We start from the raw sequence: 19,802 nt of genomic DNA, 5'->3' as shown, positions 1-19,802 counted from the left end.
GCTCGCTTTCTTTTTCTTTTATCATAACGAGTTATGAAAAGAAAATCCATTAATCTTACATTCGTTTTGAGAGCTATACCGTTAATTCTATTTTAAAAGAGGGAATGATACGGACTTATCGTATATAGAGAAGTGAGTATGAATACGTTAATGAAATGAGGGAAGAAAAATGGCCCATGTGAAAGATGTATTAGCAGATCAATTATTGGCGAATGCAAACGATCCTAGTTGGTATATTCCATTTTCAGATGCAGTGAAAGATCTACCTGAGAGAGAAGCTTTCTGGAAACCGAATGAAGAGAGTAATAGTATAGCTGAAATTGTACAACATTTATTGTATTGGAACTCAACGTGGCAAACTAGGTACAAAGAATCGAATGTGAATGCCGTGCCCGCTATTGGTGATAATAACAAAAGTTTTATGCTTTCAGATAATCAATCTTTCGATGAGTTAAGAGAAAAGCTACTAGAGAAACTGTTACTATGGCAAAAGCTAATAAATGAAGAAAAGGTTGAAAGTGATGTAGTTGGATTTCCTGTTTCTGCAAAGTGGTGGGAAGTATTAGCGAATGTAACAACTCATAATGCTTATCATATTGGTCAAATTATTTACATCCGGAAGTTACAGAAGAGTTTTGATCATGAATAAGATAATAATTCTCAAATTAGGTGAACAAAAGTGGACAAAATGAGACAAGTGTCTCATTTTGTCCACTTTTTTATTTTGAAAGAATAGAGAATACCTATGAAATCAAGGGTTAGAATTTGGCACAGTATTTGCAATATAAAAGATGAACAAGAAAATAGGAGGGCTGGACATGTTAAAAACAACTGAAAGTAAAGGGAATGAAATTACGAAAGAACAAGCTCGTTGGATGTATGAAAAAATGTTAGAGATTCGTAAGTTTGAAGATAAGGTACATGAATTATTCGCGCAAGGCGTTCTGCCAGGTTTCGTTCATTTATACGCAGGTGAAGAAGCAGTAGCAGTTGGTGTATGTGCCCACTTAACGGATCGTGACAGTATTACAAGTACGCATAGAGGACATGGACATTGTATCGCAAAAGGCTGTGATTTAAACGGTATGATGGCTGAACTTTTCGGGAAAGCGACAGGATTATGTAAAGGGAAAGGCGGTTCCATGCATATTGCCGATTTAAATAAAGGAATGCTTGGTGCAAATGGGATTGTAGGCGGTGGTTTCCCGCTTGCTTGCGGTTCAGCATTAACAGCTAAATATAAAGGTACGAAAGATGTAAGTGTTTGTTTCTTTGGTGATGGAGCAAATAATGAAGGAACATTTCATGAAGGTGTTAATTTAGCGGCGATTTGGAAGTTACCAGTTATTTTTATCGCAGAAAATAACGGTTATGGTGAAGCAACGACATTTGAATATGCTTCAAGTTGTGATTCGATTGCAGATCGCGCGAAAGCATATAATATTCCAGGTGTTCAAGTAGATGGAAAAGATTTACTTGCAGTGTATAAAGCGGCGCAAGAAGCAGTAGAACGTGCGCGTAATGGCGGTGGTCCAACAATAATTGAATGCATGACATATCGTAATTACGGTCATTTCGAAGGTGAAGCTCAATCGTATAAAACTACAGAAGAAAAAGAAGAACATTTAAATGAAAAAGATGCGATTGTGAATTTCCGTAAGCATTTAATTCACGAAGCATTATTAACTGAATCTGAACTTGTAGATATGGAAAAGGCAGTAGATGAAGCGGTACAAAAATCAATTGAATTTAGTGAAAACAGTCCATATCCAGAGGATGAAGAATTATTAAAAGATGTATACGTTTCTTACAAATAAGAGGAGGGTGAAAAATAATGACTAGAACAGTAAGTATGTCAACTGCAATTAATGAAGCGATGAAAATCTCAATGCGTCGTGATGAAAACGTAATTTTAATAGGAGAAGACGTTGCAGGTGGTGCACAAGTTGATCACTTACAAGATGATGAGGCATGGGGCGGTGTACTCGGCGTTACGAAGGGACTTGTCCAAGAGTTTGGTCGAAATCGTATTTTAGATACACCAATTTCAGAAGCAGGTTATATGGGAGCGGCGATGGCAGCGGCGGCAACAGGACTACGTCCGATTGCTGAATTAATGTTTAATGATTTTATTGGTAGTTGTCTTGATCAAGTATTAAACCAAGGGGCAAAGTTCCGCTATATGTTCGGTGGTAAAGCGAAAGTGCCAGTTACAGTACGTACGATGCATGGTGCTGGATTTAGCGCAGCTGCACAACATTCACAGAGTTTATATGCGTTGTTTACGAGCATTCCAGGTATAAAAGTTGTCGTTCCTTCTACTCCGTATGACGCAAAAGGCTTATTATTAGCGGCAATTGAAGATGATGACCCAGTAATCTTCTTTGAAGATAAAACACTTTACAATATGAAAGGTGAAGTACCGGAAGGGTACTATACAATTCCATTAGGCAAAGCAGATATGAAACGTGAAGGTTCCGATGTAACAATCGTTGCAATTGGAAAACAAGTTCATACAGCACTTGCAGCTGCTGAGCAATTATCGAAAAAAGGACTGGAAGTAGAAGTAATCGATCCACGTTCTTTATCACCGCTTGATGAAGATACCATTTTAGCATCTGTTGAAAAAACAAATCGTCTTATTGTTATTGATGAAGCAAATCCAAGATGTAGTATCGCAACAGATATTGCAGCAATTGTAGCGGATAAAGGATTCGATTTGTTAGATGCACCTATTAAACGAATTACAGCACCACATACACCAGTTCCATTCTCTCCACCACTTGAAAAGTTATATTTACCAACGCCGGAGAAAGTAATTGAAACTGTATCAGAAATGATCGGAGACCAATCGTTATTACATGTGTAATGAAACGATGAGAAAGGGGAGAGAAGCATGGCTGTAGAAGTTGTAATGCCGAAGTTAGGTATGGCGATGAAAGAAGGTATTATTACGAGCTGGAATATTAAAACAGGTGATCATGTAGCAAAAGGTGAACTAATTGCTAGTATTAACTCGGAAAAAATCGAAACGGAAATAGAAGCACCAGCAGATGGAACTGTTCTTGATATAGCTGTAAGTGAAGATGAGGGAGTGCCACCTGGCACTGTCATTTGCTATATCGGTAAGCCGAACGAAAAAGTAGTAGTAAATGAAAGTGCAAATGTTGTAGAAGAAAAAACACTGAATCCTGAGCCTGAAAATGTCCAACATCCAGAACCATATGAGATAGAGGTGACGAAGGAAAGAATCAAAATTTCACCTGTAGCGAAGAAAATTGCAAAGTCTGAAAATCTAGATATCAAGGCATTAGTTGGTACAGGACCTGGCGGAAGAATTACAAAGATAGACGTATTAAAGGCGCTTGAAGAAAAAGTAGCAATTTCAGAAGTACTTGAACAAGAAGAAAGTAAAGTCGTTCCTGTTACTGGTATGCGAAAAGCAATTGCGAATCGTATGCATGCAAGCTTACAAAATAGTGCGCAATTAACATTAACAATGAAAGTAGATGTTACAGATTTAGTTGCTTTACATAAAGACGTAGCGGAAGTTGTACAAAAACGATACGATAACAAACTAACCATTACGGATTTCGTTTCTCGTGCTGTTGTATTAGCTCTTAAAGAGCATAAAGAGATGAACAGTGCTTATATAGATGATGCCATTCATCAATTTAAACATGTTCATTTAGGCATGGCGGTCGCGTTAGAAAAAGGACTAGTCGTTCCGGCTATTCGTTTTGCTAATAATCTATCTTTAATAGAGTTATCTAAAGAGATTAAAAATATGGCACAAAAGGCACGAGCAGGCAATTTAAGTAGTGATGATATGCAAGGAACGACCTTTACAATTAGTAATTTAGGTAGCTTCGGTATTGAATATTTCACGCCAGTATTAAATACACCTGAAACTGGTATTTTAGGTGTAGGTGCAATTGAACATGTTCCTGTATATAAAGGAAAAAAATTAAGAAAAGGAAGTATGTTACCTTTAAGTTTAACATTCGATCATCGAGTATTAGATGGTGCACCAGCAGCTGCATTTTTACGCACAATTAAACGTTATTTAGAAGAACCTGTAACAATTCTTTTATAAAGAGAAGGTGAGAGAATGAGTATATTAGTTGTTATTGGCGGCGGGCCTGCTGGGTATGTAGCAGCAATTACCGCGGCTCAAAATGGAAAAGAAGTCATTCTTATTGATGAAGCTAATCTTGGCGGTACTTGTTTAAATGTTGGTTGTATGCCTACAAAATCATTGTTAGAAAGTGCAGAAGTGCATGACATTGTGAGAAAAGCGAATCATTATGGAATTACACTTAACAATGGAAGTATATCAATTGATTGGAAGCAATTGCAGGCGAGGAAATCGCAAATCGTAACGCAGCTCGTCCAAGGAATTCAATATTTAATGAAGAAAAATAAAATAAAAGTGATACAAGGTAAAGCGAAATTTGAAACGGATCATCGCGTGCGAGTTACAAACGGTAATAAAGAAGATGTAGTAGATGGAGATCAGTTCATTATAGCAGCAGGTTCAGAACCGGCTGAATTACCTTTTGCTCCGTTTGATGGGAAGTGGATCTTAAATAGTAGTCATGCAATGTCCCTAGAAAATATACCGAAATCATTATTAATTGTTGGCGGTGGTGTAATAGGATGCGAGTTTGCAAGTATTTATAGTCGCCTTGGAACAAAAGTTACGATTGTTGAAATGGCACCACAATTATTACCTGGTGAAGATAAAGATATCGCACAAATATTAAAAGAGAAACTAGAAAGTGATGGTGTAGAAATATTTACAGGAGCTGCTTTAAAAGGATTAAATAATTATAAGAAGCAAGCTTCATTTGAATATAAAGGAAGTATCCAAGAAGCTAATCCGGAATATGTTCTCGTTTCTGTAGGTCGAAAACCACGTGCCCAAGGATTAGATTTAGAAAAAGCAGGTGTTCAATTTTCGAATAAAGGAATTTCTGTGAATGAACATATGCAAACAAATAGATCACATATTTACGCTGCAGGTGATGTGATTGGTGGGATCCAGCTTGCCCACGTTGCTTTCCATGAAGGAACGACAGCAGCATTGCATGCGAGCGGGGAAGATGTAAAAGTAAACTATCATGCTGTACCTCGCTGTATTTATACAGCTCCTGAAATTGCTAGCGTCGGTTTAAGTGAAAAATTAGCAAGAGAGCAATATGGTGATATTCTTATCGGGGAGTTTCCTTTTTCAGCAAATGGAAAAGCGCTTATTATTGGAGAACAAACGGGTAAAGTAAAAGTTATTGTGGAGCCTAAATATCAAGAAATTGTAGGGATTTCTATTATCGGTCCTCGTGCAACCGAACTGATTGGACAAGGAACCGTAATGATTCATACGGAAGTTACTGCCGATATTATGAGAGATTATATTGCAGCGCATCCAACTTTATCTGAAGCGATTCATGAAGCGTTATTGCAAGCGATAGGACATGCTGTACATGCTTAAATAGAAATATAATAAACCATTATTCTCTAAATGAAAGGGAGAATAGTGGTTTGAATTTTTATAATAGTAATAACATATACCATTACTTTTTCAGCACTTGCTACACCTAGTTCTCTATGTAAAGTAAAAACTGCTACTAACTTTTTCCACATATAACAATCCCTTTAGTTTATATTTTTGTACAGGTAAATCATGAACTAGAAAATGCTACTTGTTAAAAATAAAAACGGAGAAAACCCCAGTTATTCATGACTGGGGTTTTCTTATATGCTAGATAGCCAAATATCAATAAAAATATTATATAAAAAAGATAGGTTTTATTATAATATTGTAATGGGAGGTTCAGTATGAAAAATAGATTAGACGAATTAGATTCACTTCGAGGACTTGCGGCATTGACAGTAGTCGCACATCATTATTTATTAATATTCCCCTTTATTTGGAATAATACATTTCAGGATAAAGAGTATGCTGTACTAAATTTGGTTAAGTATAGCCCTATTCATTTGTTTTTTGCAGGACATGAGGCAGTAATTTTATTTTTTGTATTAAGTGGGTTTGTATTATCATTACCATATTTAAAAAATACAAATATGACATATTCTTCTTACTTAATTAAAAGGTTTTTAAGGTTATATATTCCATATAGTATTTCGGTTTTAATTGCTACATTTTTATATGTATCCTTTTCTAACGGTTTAATACATAATTTAAGTGATTGGTTTAATAACATATGGGTGTTACCAATTCAGTTATCTAATTTTATTCAACATTTTACTATGTTGGGAAGCTTTAATAATAGTGTAATCAATCCGATTTATTGGTCTCTAATTCATGAAATGAGAATATCAATAATTTTCCCAGTCATTTTATATTTTATAATAAAACATAATTGGAAATTAACATTAATAGTAAGTTTTATATGGTGTAGTAGTGCATTTGTATTAACCAATAAATTGAATGCATTTAATCAAACCGATTATTTAATGACAATTTATTATTTATTTATGTTTATAGTTGGAGCTTTATTAGCGAAACATAAAAATGTATTTTTACAATTTTTCTCTGAAAGATCAGTCGGAATGAAACTAATAATTATGATTTGTGCAGTGTTATTATACACCGCTAGATGGTGGGGATATAGCTTTCAATTAATGCACAACATTATCATAACGGATTTTTTAACTATGTTTGGATCTACTATAATGATAGTTATTTCTATAGGCAGTAAGCGTATTAAAAATATTCTTTTAATGAAACCTATAAATTTTATTGGTAAAATTTCATATAGTTTGTATTTATATCACTGTGTTACATTATTAACTTTTTGTCATTGGCTACAATATAAAATAGGTTATCTTTTTATATTAGTACTAAGTTTTGTATGTGCAATGATATTAGCGACTATATCATATTATTGTATTGAAAAACCATCTATTAGGTTAGGTAAAATATTAGTTAGAAAATATAGTTCACCCGCTATAAAAAATGATTTATCAATTAAATTAAAAAAGTGAGACATGTAACTATGGATTGATTTGATTAATATGATATAAAAAATCCATATTGGGTAAGATTAATTTTGAATATGAAAAAATGACTTTAATTAAAAATAGAACTTTTAGATGTATTCTTAAGTTCTATTTTTTAATAATTCTTTTGATATTATTTGGAAAATCCCTGATGTCAAACATGGAATAAACACGGAAAGTAAAAGAATCTTTTATTGTGAAAGAAAAAAGCATGCATATAATTAAAATAAAGACTAAGTTTCTGAATCTTCAATAATGGTGGTGTGAACATGTTTACTGAAGAGCGTAGAGAGAAAATTTTAGGGTTACTTAAGAAAAACGGAAGGGTAATTGCTAAAGATCTTGCGGAAAGTTTCGATATGTCTATTGATTCTATAAGAAGAGATTTATCTATTATGGAGAAGGATGGCTTGTTAAAAAGAACGCATGGAGGTGCAATCGAACTTACTAGAGTAAGAAATTTAACTGCTGAACCATCGAAACGTTATCGTGATAGTTCACTAGGTGAAGAAGCAATTGCGAAAGTTGCTGCATCATACATACAAGAAGGAGATTCTGTTTTTATTGGTGGGGCATCTATTCATTATGCGATGTTAAAGTATTTACCTGAAACATCATTTACAGTGATTACAAATGCTTTAGAAATTGCTAGTAAGTTAAGGGAGTATAAGAATGTAGAAACGTATTTAATTGGTGGAAAAGTGAAATCATCAGGAAATATGACAGATACACTTGCCTCTGAAATGATCAATAGATTATCTATTGATCTATATTTCTCTACAGGTGGCGGCATTTCATTGAATGGTATAAGTACTGGAACGCCAGAAGTTGCTTATTTTGGAAAAACAGTAAGTAAAATTGCTAGAAGAAATATTTGTTTAGCTCCGCATACTAAACTTGGAAGAGATTGCTTTATTAAAGGAGAGTCACTGAGAGAAATTGACCTTATTATAACAGATGAAGAGGCTAGTAAAGAAACGATTCAACAATTTGAGAAACAAGGCAAAGAAATTTTGATAGTATCAATAGAATGCATTTAAAAGGAGTTTAAAATGATTATAAAAGAACAAGCGTTTCATATAAATGGATTAACTTACACAATTCGTTCAGCAGCTGAAACGGATGCGGAGCAGTTATCAAAAATTAGAGTTCAGATTGATGGCGAAACTGAAAATATGGATAGAGAAGCTGGAGAGGGATTTATAGATAAGATAGGTTTTCAAAAAATAATAAAAGCAGATAGTGAAGAGGTGAAGAATCTCTTTTTAGTTGCAGAAGTGCACAACCAAATCGTAGGTTTTTCAAGATGTGAAGGATCAAATTTGAAAAGATTATCCCATAAAGTAGAGTTTGGCGTTTGTATTTTAAGAGAGTTTTGGGGATATGGAATCGGGAAGAGTCTCTTGCAACAATCTATTCAGTGGGCTGATGAAAATGAAGTGAAAAAGATATCATTACAAGTGTTAGAGACAAATGAAAAAGCCATTCAGCTTTATAAAAAATTAGGTTTTGAAGTAGAAGGTATACTAAAAAATGATAAAAGACTGTCGGATGGAAAGTATTATAATACGGTAGTAATGGGAAGGTGTATTTGAATCTGTTCATAAAAGAGGTGGAAATGTATGTTTTATAGAAGAAAGTACTATATAGTAAAGAATGAATTTATAGAAATATTTAATGAGCATTTTAATACCACGAACTTACCTAACCAATTAAAGCATGGTTCCAGGTTAATAGGACGCTGGATGAAAGATAATAATGATGGTACAACTGAAATATTCGCCATATGGGAATATGATAGTTATGAACAGTATAAAGAAATTGAATCGAAAATTAGAAGAGACGAGATGCATGTGAAAAGAATACATGATTGGTATGAAAAACATGGCGGAAGAGAATATGTTTTACAGAAGTACATACTAAAGTTAAAAAATGAAGAGTTAGTATGTACTGTAAAGTGATAGAGGAGTGAGTAATAATGAGAATGAAAACAAAAGTATATTTTAGTTTAGCATCTACCATTTTATTTGCAATAGCGGTGATAATTTTCTTTATAAACGGCAATCCACAAAAGTGGTTTTGGTTATGTATTTTCTTTGCGTCCATTATACAAAATATAGTTTTACTAAAAAAGAATAAAGAAGCGCATTAAGATATTCAAATTATTAACATATTTGTGTCGTCTTTCTAGTTTTATTGAAAACGCTTTTATTCAGTTTTATAATAAAAGTATGTTTTTATTAATCTCCAAAATAATGAATAGGGAGATGATACAATGTTAGCTTCACCGTTTTACTTACATACATGGAAAAAGTTTGTTGATGAAGGGGTCCTTGATTCGAACCGTATGAACGAAAGAATTTCAGATTCATGGCATCGATGTAAACAAGCAAATGTGAATCCTCATATGAATAAAGGTCAGAAAATTTTGTCTTCTAATATTTTTCAGGATCAAAAGAAAAAGAGTGAAATCTTCCTAGATATAGCAATACCTCAAATACAAAAAATGAGAAAAACCATTGATGAACTGCAAATGATGGCATTATTAATTGATCCAGACGGTTACGTTCTATCGTTAAGTGGAAATCAACAAACGTTAAAACGTGCGAAACATATTAACTTCATTGAGGGTGTGAAATGGACGGAAGCAGCTGTTGGTACAAATGCGATAGGAACCGCGTTACAGATTGAAGAGGCTATTATGATAAGTGGTACAGAGCATTATTCTGTCGCATCTCATAGCTGGAGTTGTGCGGCCGCTCCCATTCATAATGATGATGGGAAATTAATTGGTGTTCTAGATTTCTCCTGTCCAATTGAATTTTCACATCCGTATATGCTCGGGATGGTAACTTCAATTGCACATGCGATTGAACGTGAATGTAGTATTCGAGTGCATCAAAATGAACTACATTTAATCCATCGTTTTTTAGATGTAATTGACAGTGATGAACAAGTTGTCATTTGTAATCATCGTGATGTTATCGTTTCTGCAAGCAAAAAGGTTCGAGAACGAGTTTCTAATTGGTCACGAATGAAACTTGAAGATTTAATGCAAAATGGATTGAAATCTAAATTAGAAGTACCAGTATATAGTAATGATAGGATGATAGGGAAATGTATTTATGTAAAGGAAAATAAACAAAGAAATTTATTTTCTACTTCCCCGTTTATAAACGAGATTACTTTCCCCGGAGTTATTGGGACAAGCAATGCATTTCAACATACTTTAGAAGAAATTAAGCTTGTATCTCCAACTGACGCTAGTGTATATGTTTGTGGTGAAACAGGTGTAGGGAAAGAATATGTAGCGAGAGCGATTCATGAAAATAGTCCAAGAAAAAATGGTCCTTTTATAGCGGTTAACTGCGGTTCATTGCCAAAAGAATTAATGGAGAGTGAATTATTCGGTTATGCTGAAGGTGCATTTACAGGTGCGCGGCGCCACGGATATAAAGGGAAATTCGAACAAGCAGACGGAGGGACAATATTTTTAGATGAAATTGGTGAAGTACCGCCAGAGATGCAAATCGCATTATTGCGTGTTTTACAAGAACGAACAGTAACTCCAATTGGCAGTTCAAAAGAGATACCAGTAAATATTCGTATTATTACTGCGACACATAAAGATTTGCTGCGATTAGTTGAAGAAGGCGAGTTCCGTCAAGATTTATATTATCGTTTACATGTGTATCCGTTATATGTTCCATCATTACTAGAAAGAAAAGAGGATATTTCGTACTTCATACAAGATTTTTGTGAACGAAAGAATTGGAATGTTGTATTTCCGACGAGTATTTGTAATAAACTTTCACAACATACATGGCCCGGAAATATTCGAGAGTTATTAAATGTGTTAGAACGTATTTACATTTTGTCGCAAGGACGGGAAATATGCGAAAAACAAATCTCTTTTTTATTACAAACTATGATGGGAAATCAACAACAATTGGCATTACAAGCAGAAAATAAAACAGAGCATACATTCAATTTCCGTGAAAAAATACAGCGTGATAGCATGATTGAAGCGCTAGAAAAGACGAACGGAAATGTTTCGTTAGCTGCAAAACTGTTAGATGTACCACGAAGTACATTTTATAAACGAATGCAAAAATATAAACTATAAAGTAGATTTTTGTAATCTACTTTTTCTTTGTGGGCTCACGTTCTGTCGGAATGTGCGCTTACCGGGGAAATAATAGAATAGTTAGAAATTAATTTCCGGAAGGAGGATTTATGTGAAGTATATTGAAATTGGCATCGGAAATAGGTGGTTAGTTCGAACGGAAACTGAAAATAAAGATGGAACTGAATTTGAGGAACGCGGAATTATAAAACCAATTTACTTTGAGTCTTTATATGTACGAATTTGGTTTCAGAAAACGTGTTTTATTTTTGATACGAAAGAAGGGTTTAAGAAAGTAAGAAAAAGTAGAGATGAGTATAAGTTTATTGTTGGAATTGTAAGTAGAATGAATAAAGAAAAGGTGTGCTAACATACGCAGTTATATTGGCTAGGAAATTCTTTGGACTTATATCAAATTCATAAAAAGTAATTTTGTAAATATAAATTGTTAATAAAGCCGCTAAGGAAACTTAGTGGCTTCTTTTATAGGAGGGATTTACGTATGAATAGAATCTTAACAATTTTACTTGCAATTATAATAATGGGGTATTCCATTTATAGTTGGGATGATGCTTCGAAACAAAGTGTACTAATTTTACAAACGATTTTAGGATGTATGTTAGTTAGTATGGGGGTGCAAAATTTAAAAAATAAAGAAAAGGAAAATAGAGGTATAGGAATGGCTTTATTACTTGTAGCTTTATTTTTAATTATTGTATCGTTTATAAAATATTTTAAATGATTTTCTTATTACAATAAGTATTCTCACAATAAAAATTAAAATTCTACTTGTATTTCACTATATAAAATATGGCATAATGATTGAGTTAATATAGATTGGATAGGGTATTTGAGAGGGGCAGTTTAATGAGTTTCGCACTTGAAATAGTAATAAAGGCACCAATTGATGTAGTTTGTGATTATATTGTAGAAGATGAAAAAATAAAAGAATGGAATACGTTTATAATAGAAAATCGTTATCCTTCAAATATGGATAAAGAGAATCCATGTGTAGGAGATACATATATCTCTGTTCAAAAAGTCGGTAAGAAAATAATTGAGGCAGAAGTAGAAATCATTGAATACGATGCACCACATATTATTTCACTAGGAAGTGAAATGAAGCAAGGTTATTCAGCGATGACTTATATGTTAGAAGAAGATGAGGAAGGTACAGCACTAACATTAATTTCAGAATATGAACCTAGTAATTTTTATTATAAAATTATGTATAAGTTAACAGGTTGGATTTCACAAGGTTTGACCATGGAACAAATAGAGCGTCTAGCAGAGTGTGTAGAAACTGCTTATAATAAAGAAAATTAATATTAAAGACATATTAAGGGAAAAACGTTACTCAAAGGATTGAGTAACGTTTTTATTATTTTAAGATTTTTCATTGAAAATTTTAATAGCTCGTTCAAATATTTCTTGATCAATACGAAATCTTTCTGTTATCCAATAAGTAAGTTCAAAAGAGGTAAGGTTATGTTTTTTTTCTTACCTTGGAAATATTGTTTTAAAACATTATCATTTATAGAAGTTGGAATGCCATCGATATAACCGAAAATTTGAATTTTCTTTAATACAGGAGATGTACGCCAATCGTTAGACCTTGAAATAAGTTCTTTCATACTTGATAAGTGTATTGGTTCTGTGTGTAAGGTTTTTGTGGGACCTGGATTTCTAGTAATTTCAATCTTATTATTTGAGACTTCATAAGTGAAAGTTTCTCTTACATTACTTACTTGAAATGATTCATAAAGTGGGTAAGCTTGGAATAAAGGCGCGCAGTAACCAACATCGACATAATAAGGTTTGTCAAAGTTAACTTGTAAGCATAAATGTCCGGGGTCCATATACATATAATGAACATCAAAACCAAGATTTGATAATAACCAATGGAATCCAATCGAGTGCGTCCAACAAGTACCGCCCAGACCTTTTGTTGTAATACGGTTTATGTATGTCTCAATGGAAGGAAAATAATCCCCTGTTTCATTACCTTTTTCCCAGTCAATTATTTTAGTAAGAGTTTCCCACTTTACTTTTTCTTGATGAGCTTTAATAAGCTCATTTAAAAATTTTAAGCTAGTAGGCTGTTTTGTAGCACCTAAAAATGATAGAAAGCTATTTACTAGTTGTTCTTGAGACATTTTCTTATCCTTTCTATAAAGGAATTATTATTGGTATTATTATACAATAGATATCAGGAATTAAAGGTATTTATTAATGGAGTGGGAGAGAATTTTATGTCTATGTCGCTATATTATAAAAAAATCCGGGAGCAATTAGGAGATGAACTAATATTCATGCCGAGTGTAGCTGCTATTATAAAAAATGAACAGGGGGATATTTTATTTCAATATCCTGGCGGGGAATACTGGAGTTTGCCAGCTGGAGCAATTGAACTTGGTGAAACTCCAGAAGAAGCGGTAATTCGGGAAGTTTGGGAAGAAACAGGATTGAAAGTACAAGTAATAAAACAAAAAGGCGTATTTGGAGGTGAAGAGTATCGTCATACATATCCAAATGGCGATGAAGTAGAATATATTGTTGTTGGAAGTTACTAGTGGCGAGCTAAGATCAATAGATGGTGAATCTTTAAAATTACAATATTTCTCTTTATCTGAAAAGCCACCATTAGCATTACCATACCCAGATAAAATATTTTTATAAATGTAAAATAGCACACCTTATTTATTGAAGGTGTGCTATTTATATAACCCCTTCGTATACATTTCCGTCAATGTACGTACTATCTCTTCCAACTCTAATTTTTTATCATTTTTCACAATCGTCCAAAGAAACATCTCATTCATTGCGAACCAAGCACGTGCTACAATTTCTTTATTTAATTCAGGCTGTGCTAATCCACTTTCTTGAGAGTATGTAATATCCTGCGTAATATTGTTTATAAAGCGTTCCCGTATCTCGTCCCATTTTTGACGTATCTCTTTTGATAATCCGATCGCTTCTTCTACAACTAGTAAAATAGCTCGCTCTTTCTTTGCTAGTTGTAGAAATGCTCTAACTTGATTTTGGATCATTTTATGTGCTTCCTCTTTCGTTTGAGGCGAAAAGGAGCGCTCGGCAATATCATAAAATTGATTCATGACATCTTCCATTAAAACGATGAGGAGGTCATCTTTGTTTTTAAAGTATACATATGCGGTGCCATAACCGGTTTCTGCATGTTTAATAATTTGTGTAACTGTCGTTTTTTGAAATCCGTTACGTATAAAAATAGTGTAACCAGCGTGTAATAGTTTCTTCTTTGTTTCTAAGGAGCGGTGTTTTCTTGATGAAAGAGTATTGTTTTTCAAAGAATCACCTCTTTATACTGAAATATCTGAAAATGTAACTGTATTGTAAAAGAAATTCATATATAAAGTCAACTGACATAATATCATTGACGTTATATCAACTAAGGTGATATATTTCAATTAGTTAGAATAAAAAGAAAATTAAAAGAAGGTGACACCATGTATAAAGAACCATTTCAACCAACTTATGAATATGCGCTTGAATGTGATAAACATGATGAACTGAAAGATTTTCAAACTGAATTCTATAAAAAAGAAGAAACGATATATTTAGATGGAAACTCATTAGGACTACTTTCAAAAAGAGCAGAGAAATCGTTACTTACTTTGCTAGATTCATGGAAAGAGTATGGCATTGACGGCTGGACAGAGGGTGAGCATCCGTGGTTTTTCCTCTCGGAGAAATTAGGTGAATTGACTGCGCCTCTTATTGGAGCTTTACCAGAAGAAACTATTGTAACCGGTTCCACGACGACGAATATACATCAAGTGATTGCGACATTTTATGAACCGAAAGGAATACGTACAAAAATTCTTGCGGATGAATTAACATTCCCGTCAGATATATATGCACTTCAAAGTCAAATTCGTTTAAAAGGATTAGATCCAGATGAGCATTTAGTACGAGTGAAGAGCCGAGATGGTAGAACACTTTCAGAGGATGATATTATTCACGCAATGACAGATGATATCGCGTTAATTTTATTGCCTTCTGTACTATATAGAAGTGGCCAAATTCTTGATATGAAACGTCTAACAGCAGAAGCACATGAGCGTGATATTCATATCGGATTCGATTTATGTCATTCAATCGGTTCTATTCCGCATTATTTCAAAGAATGGGATGTTGATTTCGCGATTTGGTGTAATTATAAATATTTAAATGCAGGACCTGGTGGAGTTGCAGGACTTTATGTAAATAACAAGCATTTTAATAGAATTCCAGGTTTATCAGGTTGGTTTAGTTCTAGAAAAGATAAGCAGTTTGATATGGAACATACATTAACAGCTGCTGATCATGCAGGTGCTTATCAAATTGGTACACCACACGTATTAAGTACTGCACCTTTAATCGGTTCTCTTGAAATGTTTAAAGATGCTGGTATAGAACGTTTACGCGAAAAATCACTACATATTACAAGATACATGCTTAATTTGATTGATCATGAATTAAAAGATTTCGGATTTACAATTGGAAATCCATTTGAGGATGAAAAACGAGGCGGGCACATTTATTTAGAGCATGCAGAAGCAGCACGCATTTGTAAAGCGTTAAAAGCAAATGGAGTTATCCCTGATTTCCGTGCACCTAATGGAGTTAGACTTGCACCGGTCGCTTTATATAACACTTACGAAGAAGTATGGAAATCTGTACAAATATTAAAGAAAATAATGAAAAATGAAGAGTATAAGCAGTTTGAAAATAAGCGAGAGGTTGTGGCCTAAGTATGAAAACATCAGAGTGGATTGATATTTCACAACCGCTAAATAATGATATTGCTACTTGGCCAGGGGATACACCATTCTCGTATGAAGTTTCATGGTCAAAAGAAGAGAGTGGTTCAGTAAATGTCGGAAAGTTAACGATGAGTATTCATACAGGCACTCATATTGATGCACCGTTTCATTTTGATAATGAAGGAAAGAAAGTAATAGACTTAGATGTTCAAGTTTATGTCGGACCAGCGCGTATCATAGATGTTTCGAATCTTGAAAGCATCGGGAAAAAGGAATTGGAAAACTTTCATTTAGAAGGCGTAGAAAGATTGTTGTTACGCACATCTTCACATGGTAAAGCGAATGAATTCCCAGATGTAATCCCGCATTTACGTGCGGATATAGCACCATTTCTTTCAGAAAAAGGTATCCGTTTAATCGGAGTGGATGTACCATCAGTTGATCCATTAGATGATAAAGAATTAGCAGCGCATCATCAATTATTTAAACATGGCATACACATTTTAGAAAATGTCGTACTAGATCACGTAGCAGATGGCGATTATGAATTGATCGCATTACCACTTGCCTTAACAGAGGCAGATGGCAGTCCAGTTCGAGCAGTTATTAGACCAATATAAGTAGAAATATATAAAGGGGCGTTTGGCTAATATGAAAGAAAATGAAAAGGTAATTATGGAAAAAGGGATTCATACAGACTTTAAAGAGAATATGACGTATGGGGAGTATTTACAATTAGATAGTTTACTATCTTCTCAAAAGAGATTATCAGACCATCATGATGAAATGTTATTTATCGTAATTCACCAAGCAAGTGAACTTTGGATGAAACTTATTTTACATGAGTTAAACGCAGCAATTGAATCTATTAAACAAGATAAATTACAACCAGCTTTTAAAATGTTAGCACGTGTATCAAAAATTCAGTCTCAAATTATTCAATCTTGGGATATTCTTGCGACATTAACGCCATCAGAGTACATTGAGTTTCGTGACTCGCTCGGTCAAGCTTCAGGTTTTCAATCGTATCAATATCGTATGATTGAATATGCGCTTGGCTATAAAACGCCACATGCATTAAAAATTTATGAAAAAGATCCAGAATTACACGCTCGACTTCATACAGCGCTACACGCACCAAGTTTGTATGATGTGGCAATTCAAGCACTTGTAAAAGAAGGATTCCCTATTCATAAAGATGTGTTAAATCGTGATATTACACAGCCTTATGAAGAAGATGCAACAGTAGAAGCAGCATGGTTAGAAGTGTATGCCGATGTGAAAAAATATTGGAACTTATATCAGCTTGCTGAAAAATTGATTGATATTGAAGACTGGCTACAACAATGGCGTTTCCGTCATATGAAAACAGTAGAAAGAATTATTGGACATAAAATGGGTACAGGTGGATCCTCCGGTGTTTCTTATTTAAAGCGAGTACTTGATCAACAATTCTTCCCAGAGCTTTGGAATGTTCGTACGAAATTATAAAAATAAACCTGTCAGCTCATTATGGCTGACAGGTTTATTTTTATTTGAGCACAATTATGTTTAAAATGAAGGAACAAGATATAATAAATGGAGTAACTATTTAAATGGAGGTAAAGTTTTTGGATTTCAAGCAACTAGAAAATAAATTCGAAAAGAAAAAAGTGAATACATTTCTTGTTTATCAAAAAGGGGAATTAACAACTGAGTATTATAAAACACCCGAATGTGCAAATAACTTATATAAAATAAATTCGATTACAAAAAGTATCGTATCTATATTAATTGGTATTGCAATTGATAAAGGATATATAAATGATATACATACACCGATTATAGAGTGGATTGAAAATGAATCTAATGAAAAGCGGGATTTGACTCTTTATCATCTATTAACGATGACTACAGGTGAGGATTGGAAAGAGTTCGGAAATGGAGTAGTTTTCCCAAATGATTTTGTAGAATCGGAAAACTGGGTGCAGTACATAATAGAGAAACCAATAATTGAAGAACCCGCTACAAAAATGAATTATAACTCAGGGTCTTCTCACTTGCTGAGCTATATTATTCAAGAAGCTACTGGAATGTCGACAGAGCAGTTTGCGAAAAGATATTTATTTGATCCATTAGAAATTACCGAATATGAGTGGCAACAAGATCCGCAAGGCATATATGTCGGCGGTTTCGGTATGAAAATGAAATCTAAAGATTTATTAAAGCTCGGAATATTATGTTTGCAGAATGGATATTGGCAAGGGAATGAAATTGTATCATCGAAATGGTTAGAAGAATCTAGTAAAGCTCTATTTGAAACGTATGAACATGTCGGGGCTTATGGATATCACTGGTGGGTTTTGAAAAACAAAAGATTTCACATACCGTATTGTATGTATTTTGCTATGGGATATGGCGGGCAATACATCGTTATCATTCCGCAGCTAGAACTTGCTGCTGTAATAAGTAGTCATATGCCAAAACGTGGACTTGTTCCATTGAAATTGTTTATTGAGCATGTACAGGAGCATTATAAGTTTATATAAGAAGAGAGGATGTATGAAAGGTGTAAATATAGGAATGAAGTTTAGAAATGAAAGAACCCGCACTGTTTAAAATATAAACAGTGCGGGTTCTTTCATTTTATCTACTCGTCTTCTGAAACGTCATCTTTATAAATTTCTCCGTCTTCGTTTCAAATTCAACATCAACAAAAACGCCATATTCTTTTCCATCCTCACGTAGCCACAATTTAAATTTTTCAACTGTTATTTGAACGGTTTTTGGTTTTCTACCTATATGAAGGTAATCAATAATCTCCGCTTTTGGATATTGTTCTTTCGTCTTTTCTACAGCAAGTTTCCCCCATTTGGCATACGGTGGCTGCGCGTAAACCATTGATGGGACAGTATATATATTTGAACATGTAGTTATGAACAAAATGACGAGTGCGACACGCTTTAACAATTTTTTCATGATGAACTCCTTTTATATTTTTTTATATTGTTTACATATTTTTTTAACGATATGAGTTTGGATTTTTTTGTCTTCTTTACATAAAAGCGAGGCTTTTACAAAACATAACCAAGAAATCATTTACATAATTAAGGAGGGAAAATTATGCGCCAAAAAGCTATTTTTAAAATAGCAGTTTTACTTGCGTTCATAGGACTATCTTTGATGGTCAGTAGTATACAACTGAAAAATGTAGAAGCCTTTTCTAACCAAGTCATTCAAAGAGGAGCATCTGGCGAAGATGTCATTGAACTGCAATCTCGTTTGAAATATAACGGATTTTATACGGGAAAAGTAGATGGTGTTTTCGGATGGGGTACATACTGGGCACTTCGAAATTTTCAAGAAAAATTCGGATTACCTGTTGATGGTTTAGCTGGAGCTAAAACGAAGCAAATGCTCGTAAAGGCAACGAAGTATGATAAGTCAACTTCTAATAAAGGAAATAGTGGTGGTACTGCACAAGAGAATAAACCATCTCAAAATAAAGGGACAAATGTTCCAAATGGTTATTCTCAAAATGACATTCAGCTTATGGCAAACGCAGTATATGGAGAATCTCGTGGCGAACCGTACTTAGGACAAGTTGCAGTAGCTGCAGTTATTTTAAATCGTGTTACAAGTGCATCTTTCCCAAATACCGTTTCGGGTGTCATCTTTGAGCCAAGAGCATTTACAGCGGTAGCAGACGGACAAATCTATTTAACGCCAAATGAAACAGCAAAAAAAGCTGTATTAGATGCAATTAATGGATGGGATCCAACAGGAAATGCATTGTACTACTTCAATCCTGATACCGCAACAAGTAAATGGATCTGGACTCGTCCACAAATTAAAAAGATTGGGAAACATATTTTCTGTAAATAGAGCGG

The 19,802-nt window shown here is 33.9% G+C and carries 22 protein-coding genes and 2 pseudogenes; 20 read left to right on the top strand and 4 right to left on the bottom strand.

All coding sequences use genetic code 11. The features are described 5' to 3' along the window. The first annotated feature begins 169 nt into the window (after positions 1-169). The 5 genes from AC3WVA_RS13690 to lpdA all read left to right on the top strand — a co-directional run bounded on the left by AC3WVA_RS13690 (position 170) and on the right by lpdA (position 5,491). Positions 170-649 (top strand): DinB family protein, encoded by a 480-nt coding sequence (locus AC3WVA_RS13690; protein WP_048525864.1) that lies wholly within the window; start codon positions 170-172, stop codon positions 647-649. Positions 650-818: 169 nt separating this feature from the next. Beyond that, on the top strand, positions 819-1,817 hold the full coding sequence (gene acoA, locus AC3WVA_RS13685) for an acetoin:2,6-dichlorophenolindophenol oxidoreductase subunit alpha (RefSeq protein WP_048525863.1): 999 nt from the start codon (positions 819-821) through the stop codon (positions 1,815-1,817). A 17-nt stretch (positions 1,818-1,834) separates the two neighbouring features. Beyond that, complete coding sequence (gene acoB, locus AC3WVA_RS13680; RefSeq protein WP_071757623.1) at positions 1,835-2,869, top strand: acetoin:2,6-dichlorophenolindophenol oxidoreductase subunit beta; 1,035 nt, start codon at positions 1,835-1,837, stop codon at positions 2,867-2,869. Positions 2,870-2,896: 27 nt separating this feature from the next. After that, the gene (locus tag AC3WVA_RS13675; RefSeq protein WP_098520681.1) at positions 2,897-4,096 is read left to right on the top strand and encodes a dihydrolipoamide acetyltransferase family protein; all 1,200 of its coding nucleotides are present in this window, start codon (positions 2,897-2,899) and stop codon (positions 4,094-4,096) included. A gap of 15 nt (positions 4,097-4,111) precedes the next feature. After that, positions 4,112-5,491, top strand: coding sequence for a dihydrolipoyl dehydrogenase (gene lpdA, locus AC3WVA_RS13670; protein ID WP_098344371.1), 1,380 nt, complete (start codon positions 4,112-4,114; stop codon positions 5,489-5,491). A 26-nt stretch (positions 5,492-5,517) separates the two neighbouring features. Here lpdA and AC3WVA_RS13665 read toward each other — a convergent pair whose 3' ends face one another. After that, complete coding sequence (locus AC3WVA_RS13665; protein ID WP_255285090.1) at positions 5,518-5,643, bottom strand: hypothetical protein; 126 nt, start codon at positions 5,641-5,643, stop codon at positions 5,518-5,520. A 195-nt stretch (positions 5,644-5,838) separates the two neighbouring features. Between AC3WVA_RS13665 and AC3WVA_RS13660 the strand changes: the two genes are divergently transcribed. From AC3WVA_RS13660 to AC3WVA_RS13620, 9 genes are all read left to right on the top strand, one after another. Further along, positions 5,839-7,008: an acyltransferase family protein gene (locus tag AC3WVA_RS13660; RefSeq protein WP_098344372.1), complete on the top strand. Its 1,170-nt coding sequence runs from the start codon at positions 5,839-5,841 to the stop codon at positions 7,006-7,008. Positions 7,009-7,292: 284 nt separating this feature from the next. Further along, positions 7,293-8,063 carry a DeoR/GlpR family DNA-binding transcription regulator gene (locus AC3WVA_RS13655; protein WP_098344373.1) on the top strand — a complete coding sequence of 257 codons (771 nt, stop codon included), beginning with the start codon at positions 7,293-7,295 and terminating at the stop codon, positions 8,061-8,063. A gap of 12 nt (positions 8,064-8,075) precedes the next feature. Further along, positions 8,076-8,618 carry a GNAT family N-acetyltransferase gene (locus AC3WVA_RS13650; RefSeq protein WP_098344374.1) on the top strand — a complete coding sequence of 181 codons (543 nt, stop codon included), beginning with the start codon at positions 8,076-8,078 and terminating at the stop codon, positions 8,616-8,618. Positions 8,619-8,645: 27 nt separating this feature from the next. Next, on the top strand, positions 8,646-8,984 hold the full coding sequence (locus AC3WVA_RS13645) for an NIPSNAP family protein (RefSeq protein ID WP_098344375.1): 339 nt from the start codon (positions 8,646-8,648) through the stop codon (positions 8,982-8,984). 17 nt (positions 8,985-9,001) lie between these two features. Beyond that, a complete protein-coding gene (locus AC3WVA_RS13640; RefSeq protein WP_098344376.1) occupies positions 9,002-9,175 on the top strand; it encodes a hypothetical protein in 174 nt (57 codons plus the stop codon). A gap of 123 nt (positions 9,176-9,298) precedes the next feature. Next, positions 9,299-11,149, top strand: a complete 1,851-nt coding sequence (locus tag AC3WVA_RS13635; RefSeq protein WP_098880862.1) for a sigma-54-dependent Fis family transcriptional regulator — start codon at positions 9,299-9,301, stop codon at positions 11,147-11,149. Positions 11,150-11,261: 112 nt separating this feature from the next. Next, positions 11,262-11,519: a DUF3977 family protein gene (locus AC3WVA_RS13630; RefSeq protein ID WP_098344378.1), complete on the top strand. Its 258-nt coding sequence runs from the start codon at positions 11,262-11,264 to the stop codon at positions 11,517-11,519. A gap of 132 nt (positions 11,520-11,651) precedes the next feature. Next, a complete protein-coding gene (locus AC3WVA_RS13625; RefSeq protein ID WP_098344379.1) occupies positions 11,652-11,891 on the top strand; it encodes a DUF3953 domain-containing protein in 240 nt (79 codons plus the stop codon). A 125-nt stretch (positions 11,892-12,016) separates the two neighbouring features. Further along, positions 12,017-12,475 (top strand): SRPBCC domain-containing protein, encoded by a 459-nt coding sequence (locus tag AC3WVA_RS13620; RefSeq protein WP_098344380.1) that lies wholly within the window; start codon positions 12,017-12,019, stop codon positions 12,473-12,475. Between the two features lie 60 nt (positions 12,476-12,535). Here AC3WVA_RS13620 and AC3WVA_RS13615 read toward each other — a convergent pair. Continuing rightward, positions 12,536-13,305 (bottom strand): annotated as a pseudogene (locus AC3WVA_RS13615) (arylamine N-acetyltransferase). 96 nt (positions 13,306-13,401) lie between these two features. Between AC3WVA_RS13615 and AC3WVA_RS13610 the strand changes: the two are divergent. Further along, positions 13,402-13,828, top strand: a pseudogene (locus AC3WVA_RS13610) (NUDIX domain-containing protein). A 35-nt stretch (positions 13,829-13,863) separates the two neighbouring features. Here AC3WVA_RS13610 and AC3WVA_RS13605 read toward each other — a convergent pair. Then, positions 13,864-14,475: a TetR/AcrR family transcriptional regulator gene (locus AC3WVA_RS13605; RefSeq protein WP_098880863.1), complete on the bottom strand. Its 612-nt coding sequence runs from the start codon at positions 14,473-14,475 to the stop codon at positions 13,864-13,866. Positions 14,476-14,634: 159 nt separating this feature from the next. Here AC3WVA_RS13605 and kynU point away from each other — a divergent pair, with 159 nt between their 5' ends. From kynU to AC3WVA_RS13585, 4 genes are all read left to right on the top strand, one after another. After that, the gene (gene kynU, locus AC3WVA_RS13600; RefSeq protein ID WP_098344383.1) at positions 14,635-15,921 is read left to right on the top strand and encodes a kynureninase; all 1,287 of its coding nucleotides are present in this window, start codon (positions 14,635-14,637) and stop codon (positions 15,919-15,921) included. 2 nt (positions 15,922-15,923) lie between these two features. After that, complete coding sequence (gene kynB, locus AC3WVA_RS13595; protein WP_098880864.1) at positions 15,924-16,553, top strand: arylformamidase; 630 nt, start codon at positions 15,924-15,926, stop codon at positions 16,551-16,553. 31 nt (positions 16,554-16,584) lie between these two features. Next, complete coding sequence (gene kynA / locus AC3WVA_RS13590; RefSeq protein WP_048554739.1) at positions 16,585-17,424, top strand: tryptophan 2,3-dioxygenase; 840 nt, start codon at positions 16,585-16,587, stop codon at positions 17,422-17,424. A gap of 119 nt (positions 17,425-17,543) precedes the next feature. After that, a complete protein-coding gene (locus AC3WVA_RS13585) occupies positions 17,544-18,461 on the top strand; it encodes a serine hydrolase domain-containing protein (protein ID WP_098344385.1) in 918 nt (305 codons plus the stop codon). A 97-nt stretch (positions 18,462-18,558) separates the two neighbouring features. On the opposite strand, the gene AC3WVA_RS13580 is transcribed toward AC3WVA_RS13585, so the two are convergent. Next, positions 18,559-18,891, bottom strand: coding sequence for a DUF3889 domain-containing protein (locus tag AC3WVA_RS13580; RefSeq protein WP_098344386.1), 333 nt, complete (start codon positions 18,889-18,891; stop codon positions 18,559-18,561). A gap of 144 nt (positions 18,892-19,035) precedes the next feature. Between AC3WVA_RS13580 and sleB the strand changes: the two genes are divergently transcribed. Beyond that, a complete protein-coding gene (gene sleB, locus AC3WVA_RS13575) occupies positions 19,036-19,797 on the top strand; it encodes a spore cortex-lytic enzyme (protein ID WP_048525831.1) in 762 nt (253 codons plus the stop codon). Positions 19,798-19,802 lie beyond the last annotated feature (5 nt).

It is taken from the genome of Bacillus sp. EB106-04-02-XG92, from assembly GCF_058791995.1.
The sequence above is the reverse complement of the archived record's forward strand: the minus strand, read 5'-3'. Positions and strand labels throughout refer to the sequence as shown.

Excerpts from the sequence above, each read along its gene's own strand:
- AC3WVA_RS13690 (WP_048525864.1), top strand. The coding sequence starts at position 170 with ATGGCCCATGTGAAAGATGTATTAGCAGATCAATTATTGGCGAATGCA.
- acoA (WP_048525863.1), top strand. The coding sequence starts at position 819 with ATGTTAAAAACAACTGAAAGTAAAGGGAATGAAATTACGAAAGAACAA.
- acoB (WP_071757623.1), top strand. The coding sequence starts at position 1,835 with ATGACTAGAACAGTAAGTATGTCAACTGCAATTAATGAAGCGATGAAA.
- AC3WVA_RS13675 (WP_098520681.1), top strand. The coding sequence starts at position 2,897 with ATGGCTGTAGAAGTTGTAATGCCGAAGTTAGGTATGGCGATGAAAGAA.
- lpdA (WP_098344371.1), top strand. The coding sequence starts at position 4,112 with ATGAGTATATTAGTTGTTATTGGCGGCGGGCCTGCTGGGTATGTAGCA.
- AC3WVA_RS13665 (WP_255285090.1), bottom strand. The coding sequence starts at position 5,643 with ATGTGGAAAAAGTTAGTAGCAGTTTTTACTTTACATAGAGAACTAGGT.
- AC3WVA_RS13660 (WP_098344372.1), top strand. The coding sequence starts at position 5,839 with ATGAAAAATAGATTAGACGAATTAGATTCACTTCGAGGACTTGCGGCA.
- AC3WVA_RS13655 (WP_098344373.1), top strand. The coding sequence starts at position 7,293 with ATGTTTACTGAAGAGCGTAGAGAGAAAATTTTAGGGTTACTTAAGAAA.
- AC3WVA_RS13650 (WP_098344374.1), top strand. The coding sequence starts at position 8,076 with ATGATTATAAAAGAACAAGCGTTTCATATAAATGGATTAACTTACACA.
- AC3WVA_RS13645 (WP_098344375.1), top strand. The coding sequence starts at position 8,646 with ATGTTTTATAGAAGAAAGTACTATATAGTAAAGAATGAATTTATAGAA.
- AC3WVA_RS13640 (WP_098344376.1), top strand. The coding sequence starts at position 9,002 with ATGAGAATGAAAACAAAAGTATATTTTAGTTTAGCATCTACCATTTTA.
- AC3WVA_RS13635 (WP_098880862.1), top strand. The coding sequence starts at position 9,299 with ATGTTAGCTTCACCGTTTTACTTACATACATGGAAAAAGTTTGTTGAT.
- AC3WVA_RS13625 (WP_098344379.1), top strand. The coding sequence starts at position 11,652 with ATGAATAGAATCTTAACAATTTTACTTGCAATTATAATAATGGGGTAT.
- AC3WVA_RS13620 (WP_098344380.1), top strand. The coding sequence starts at position 12,017 with ATGAGTTTCGCACTTGAAATAGTAATAAAGGCACCAATTGATGTAGTT.
- kynU (WP_098344383.1), top strand. The coding sequence starts at position 14,635 with ATGTATAAAGAACCATTTCAACCAACTTATGAATATGCGCTTGAATGT.
- kynB (WP_098880864.1), top strand. The coding sequence starts at position 15,924 with ATGAAAACATCAGAGTGGATTGATATTTCACAACCGCTAAATAATGAT.
- kynA (WP_048554739.1), top strand. The coding sequence starts at position 16,585 with ATGAAAGAAAATGAAAAGGTAATTATGGAAAAAGGGATTCATACAGAC.
- AC3WVA_RS13580 (WP_098344386.1), bottom strand. The coding sequence starts at position 18,891 with ATGAAAAAATTGTTAAAGCGTGTCGCACTCGTCATTTTGTTCATAACT.
- sleB (WP_048525831.1), top strand. The coding sequence starts at position 19,036 with ATGCGCCAAAAAGCTATTTTTAAAATAGCAGTTTTACTTGCGTTCATA.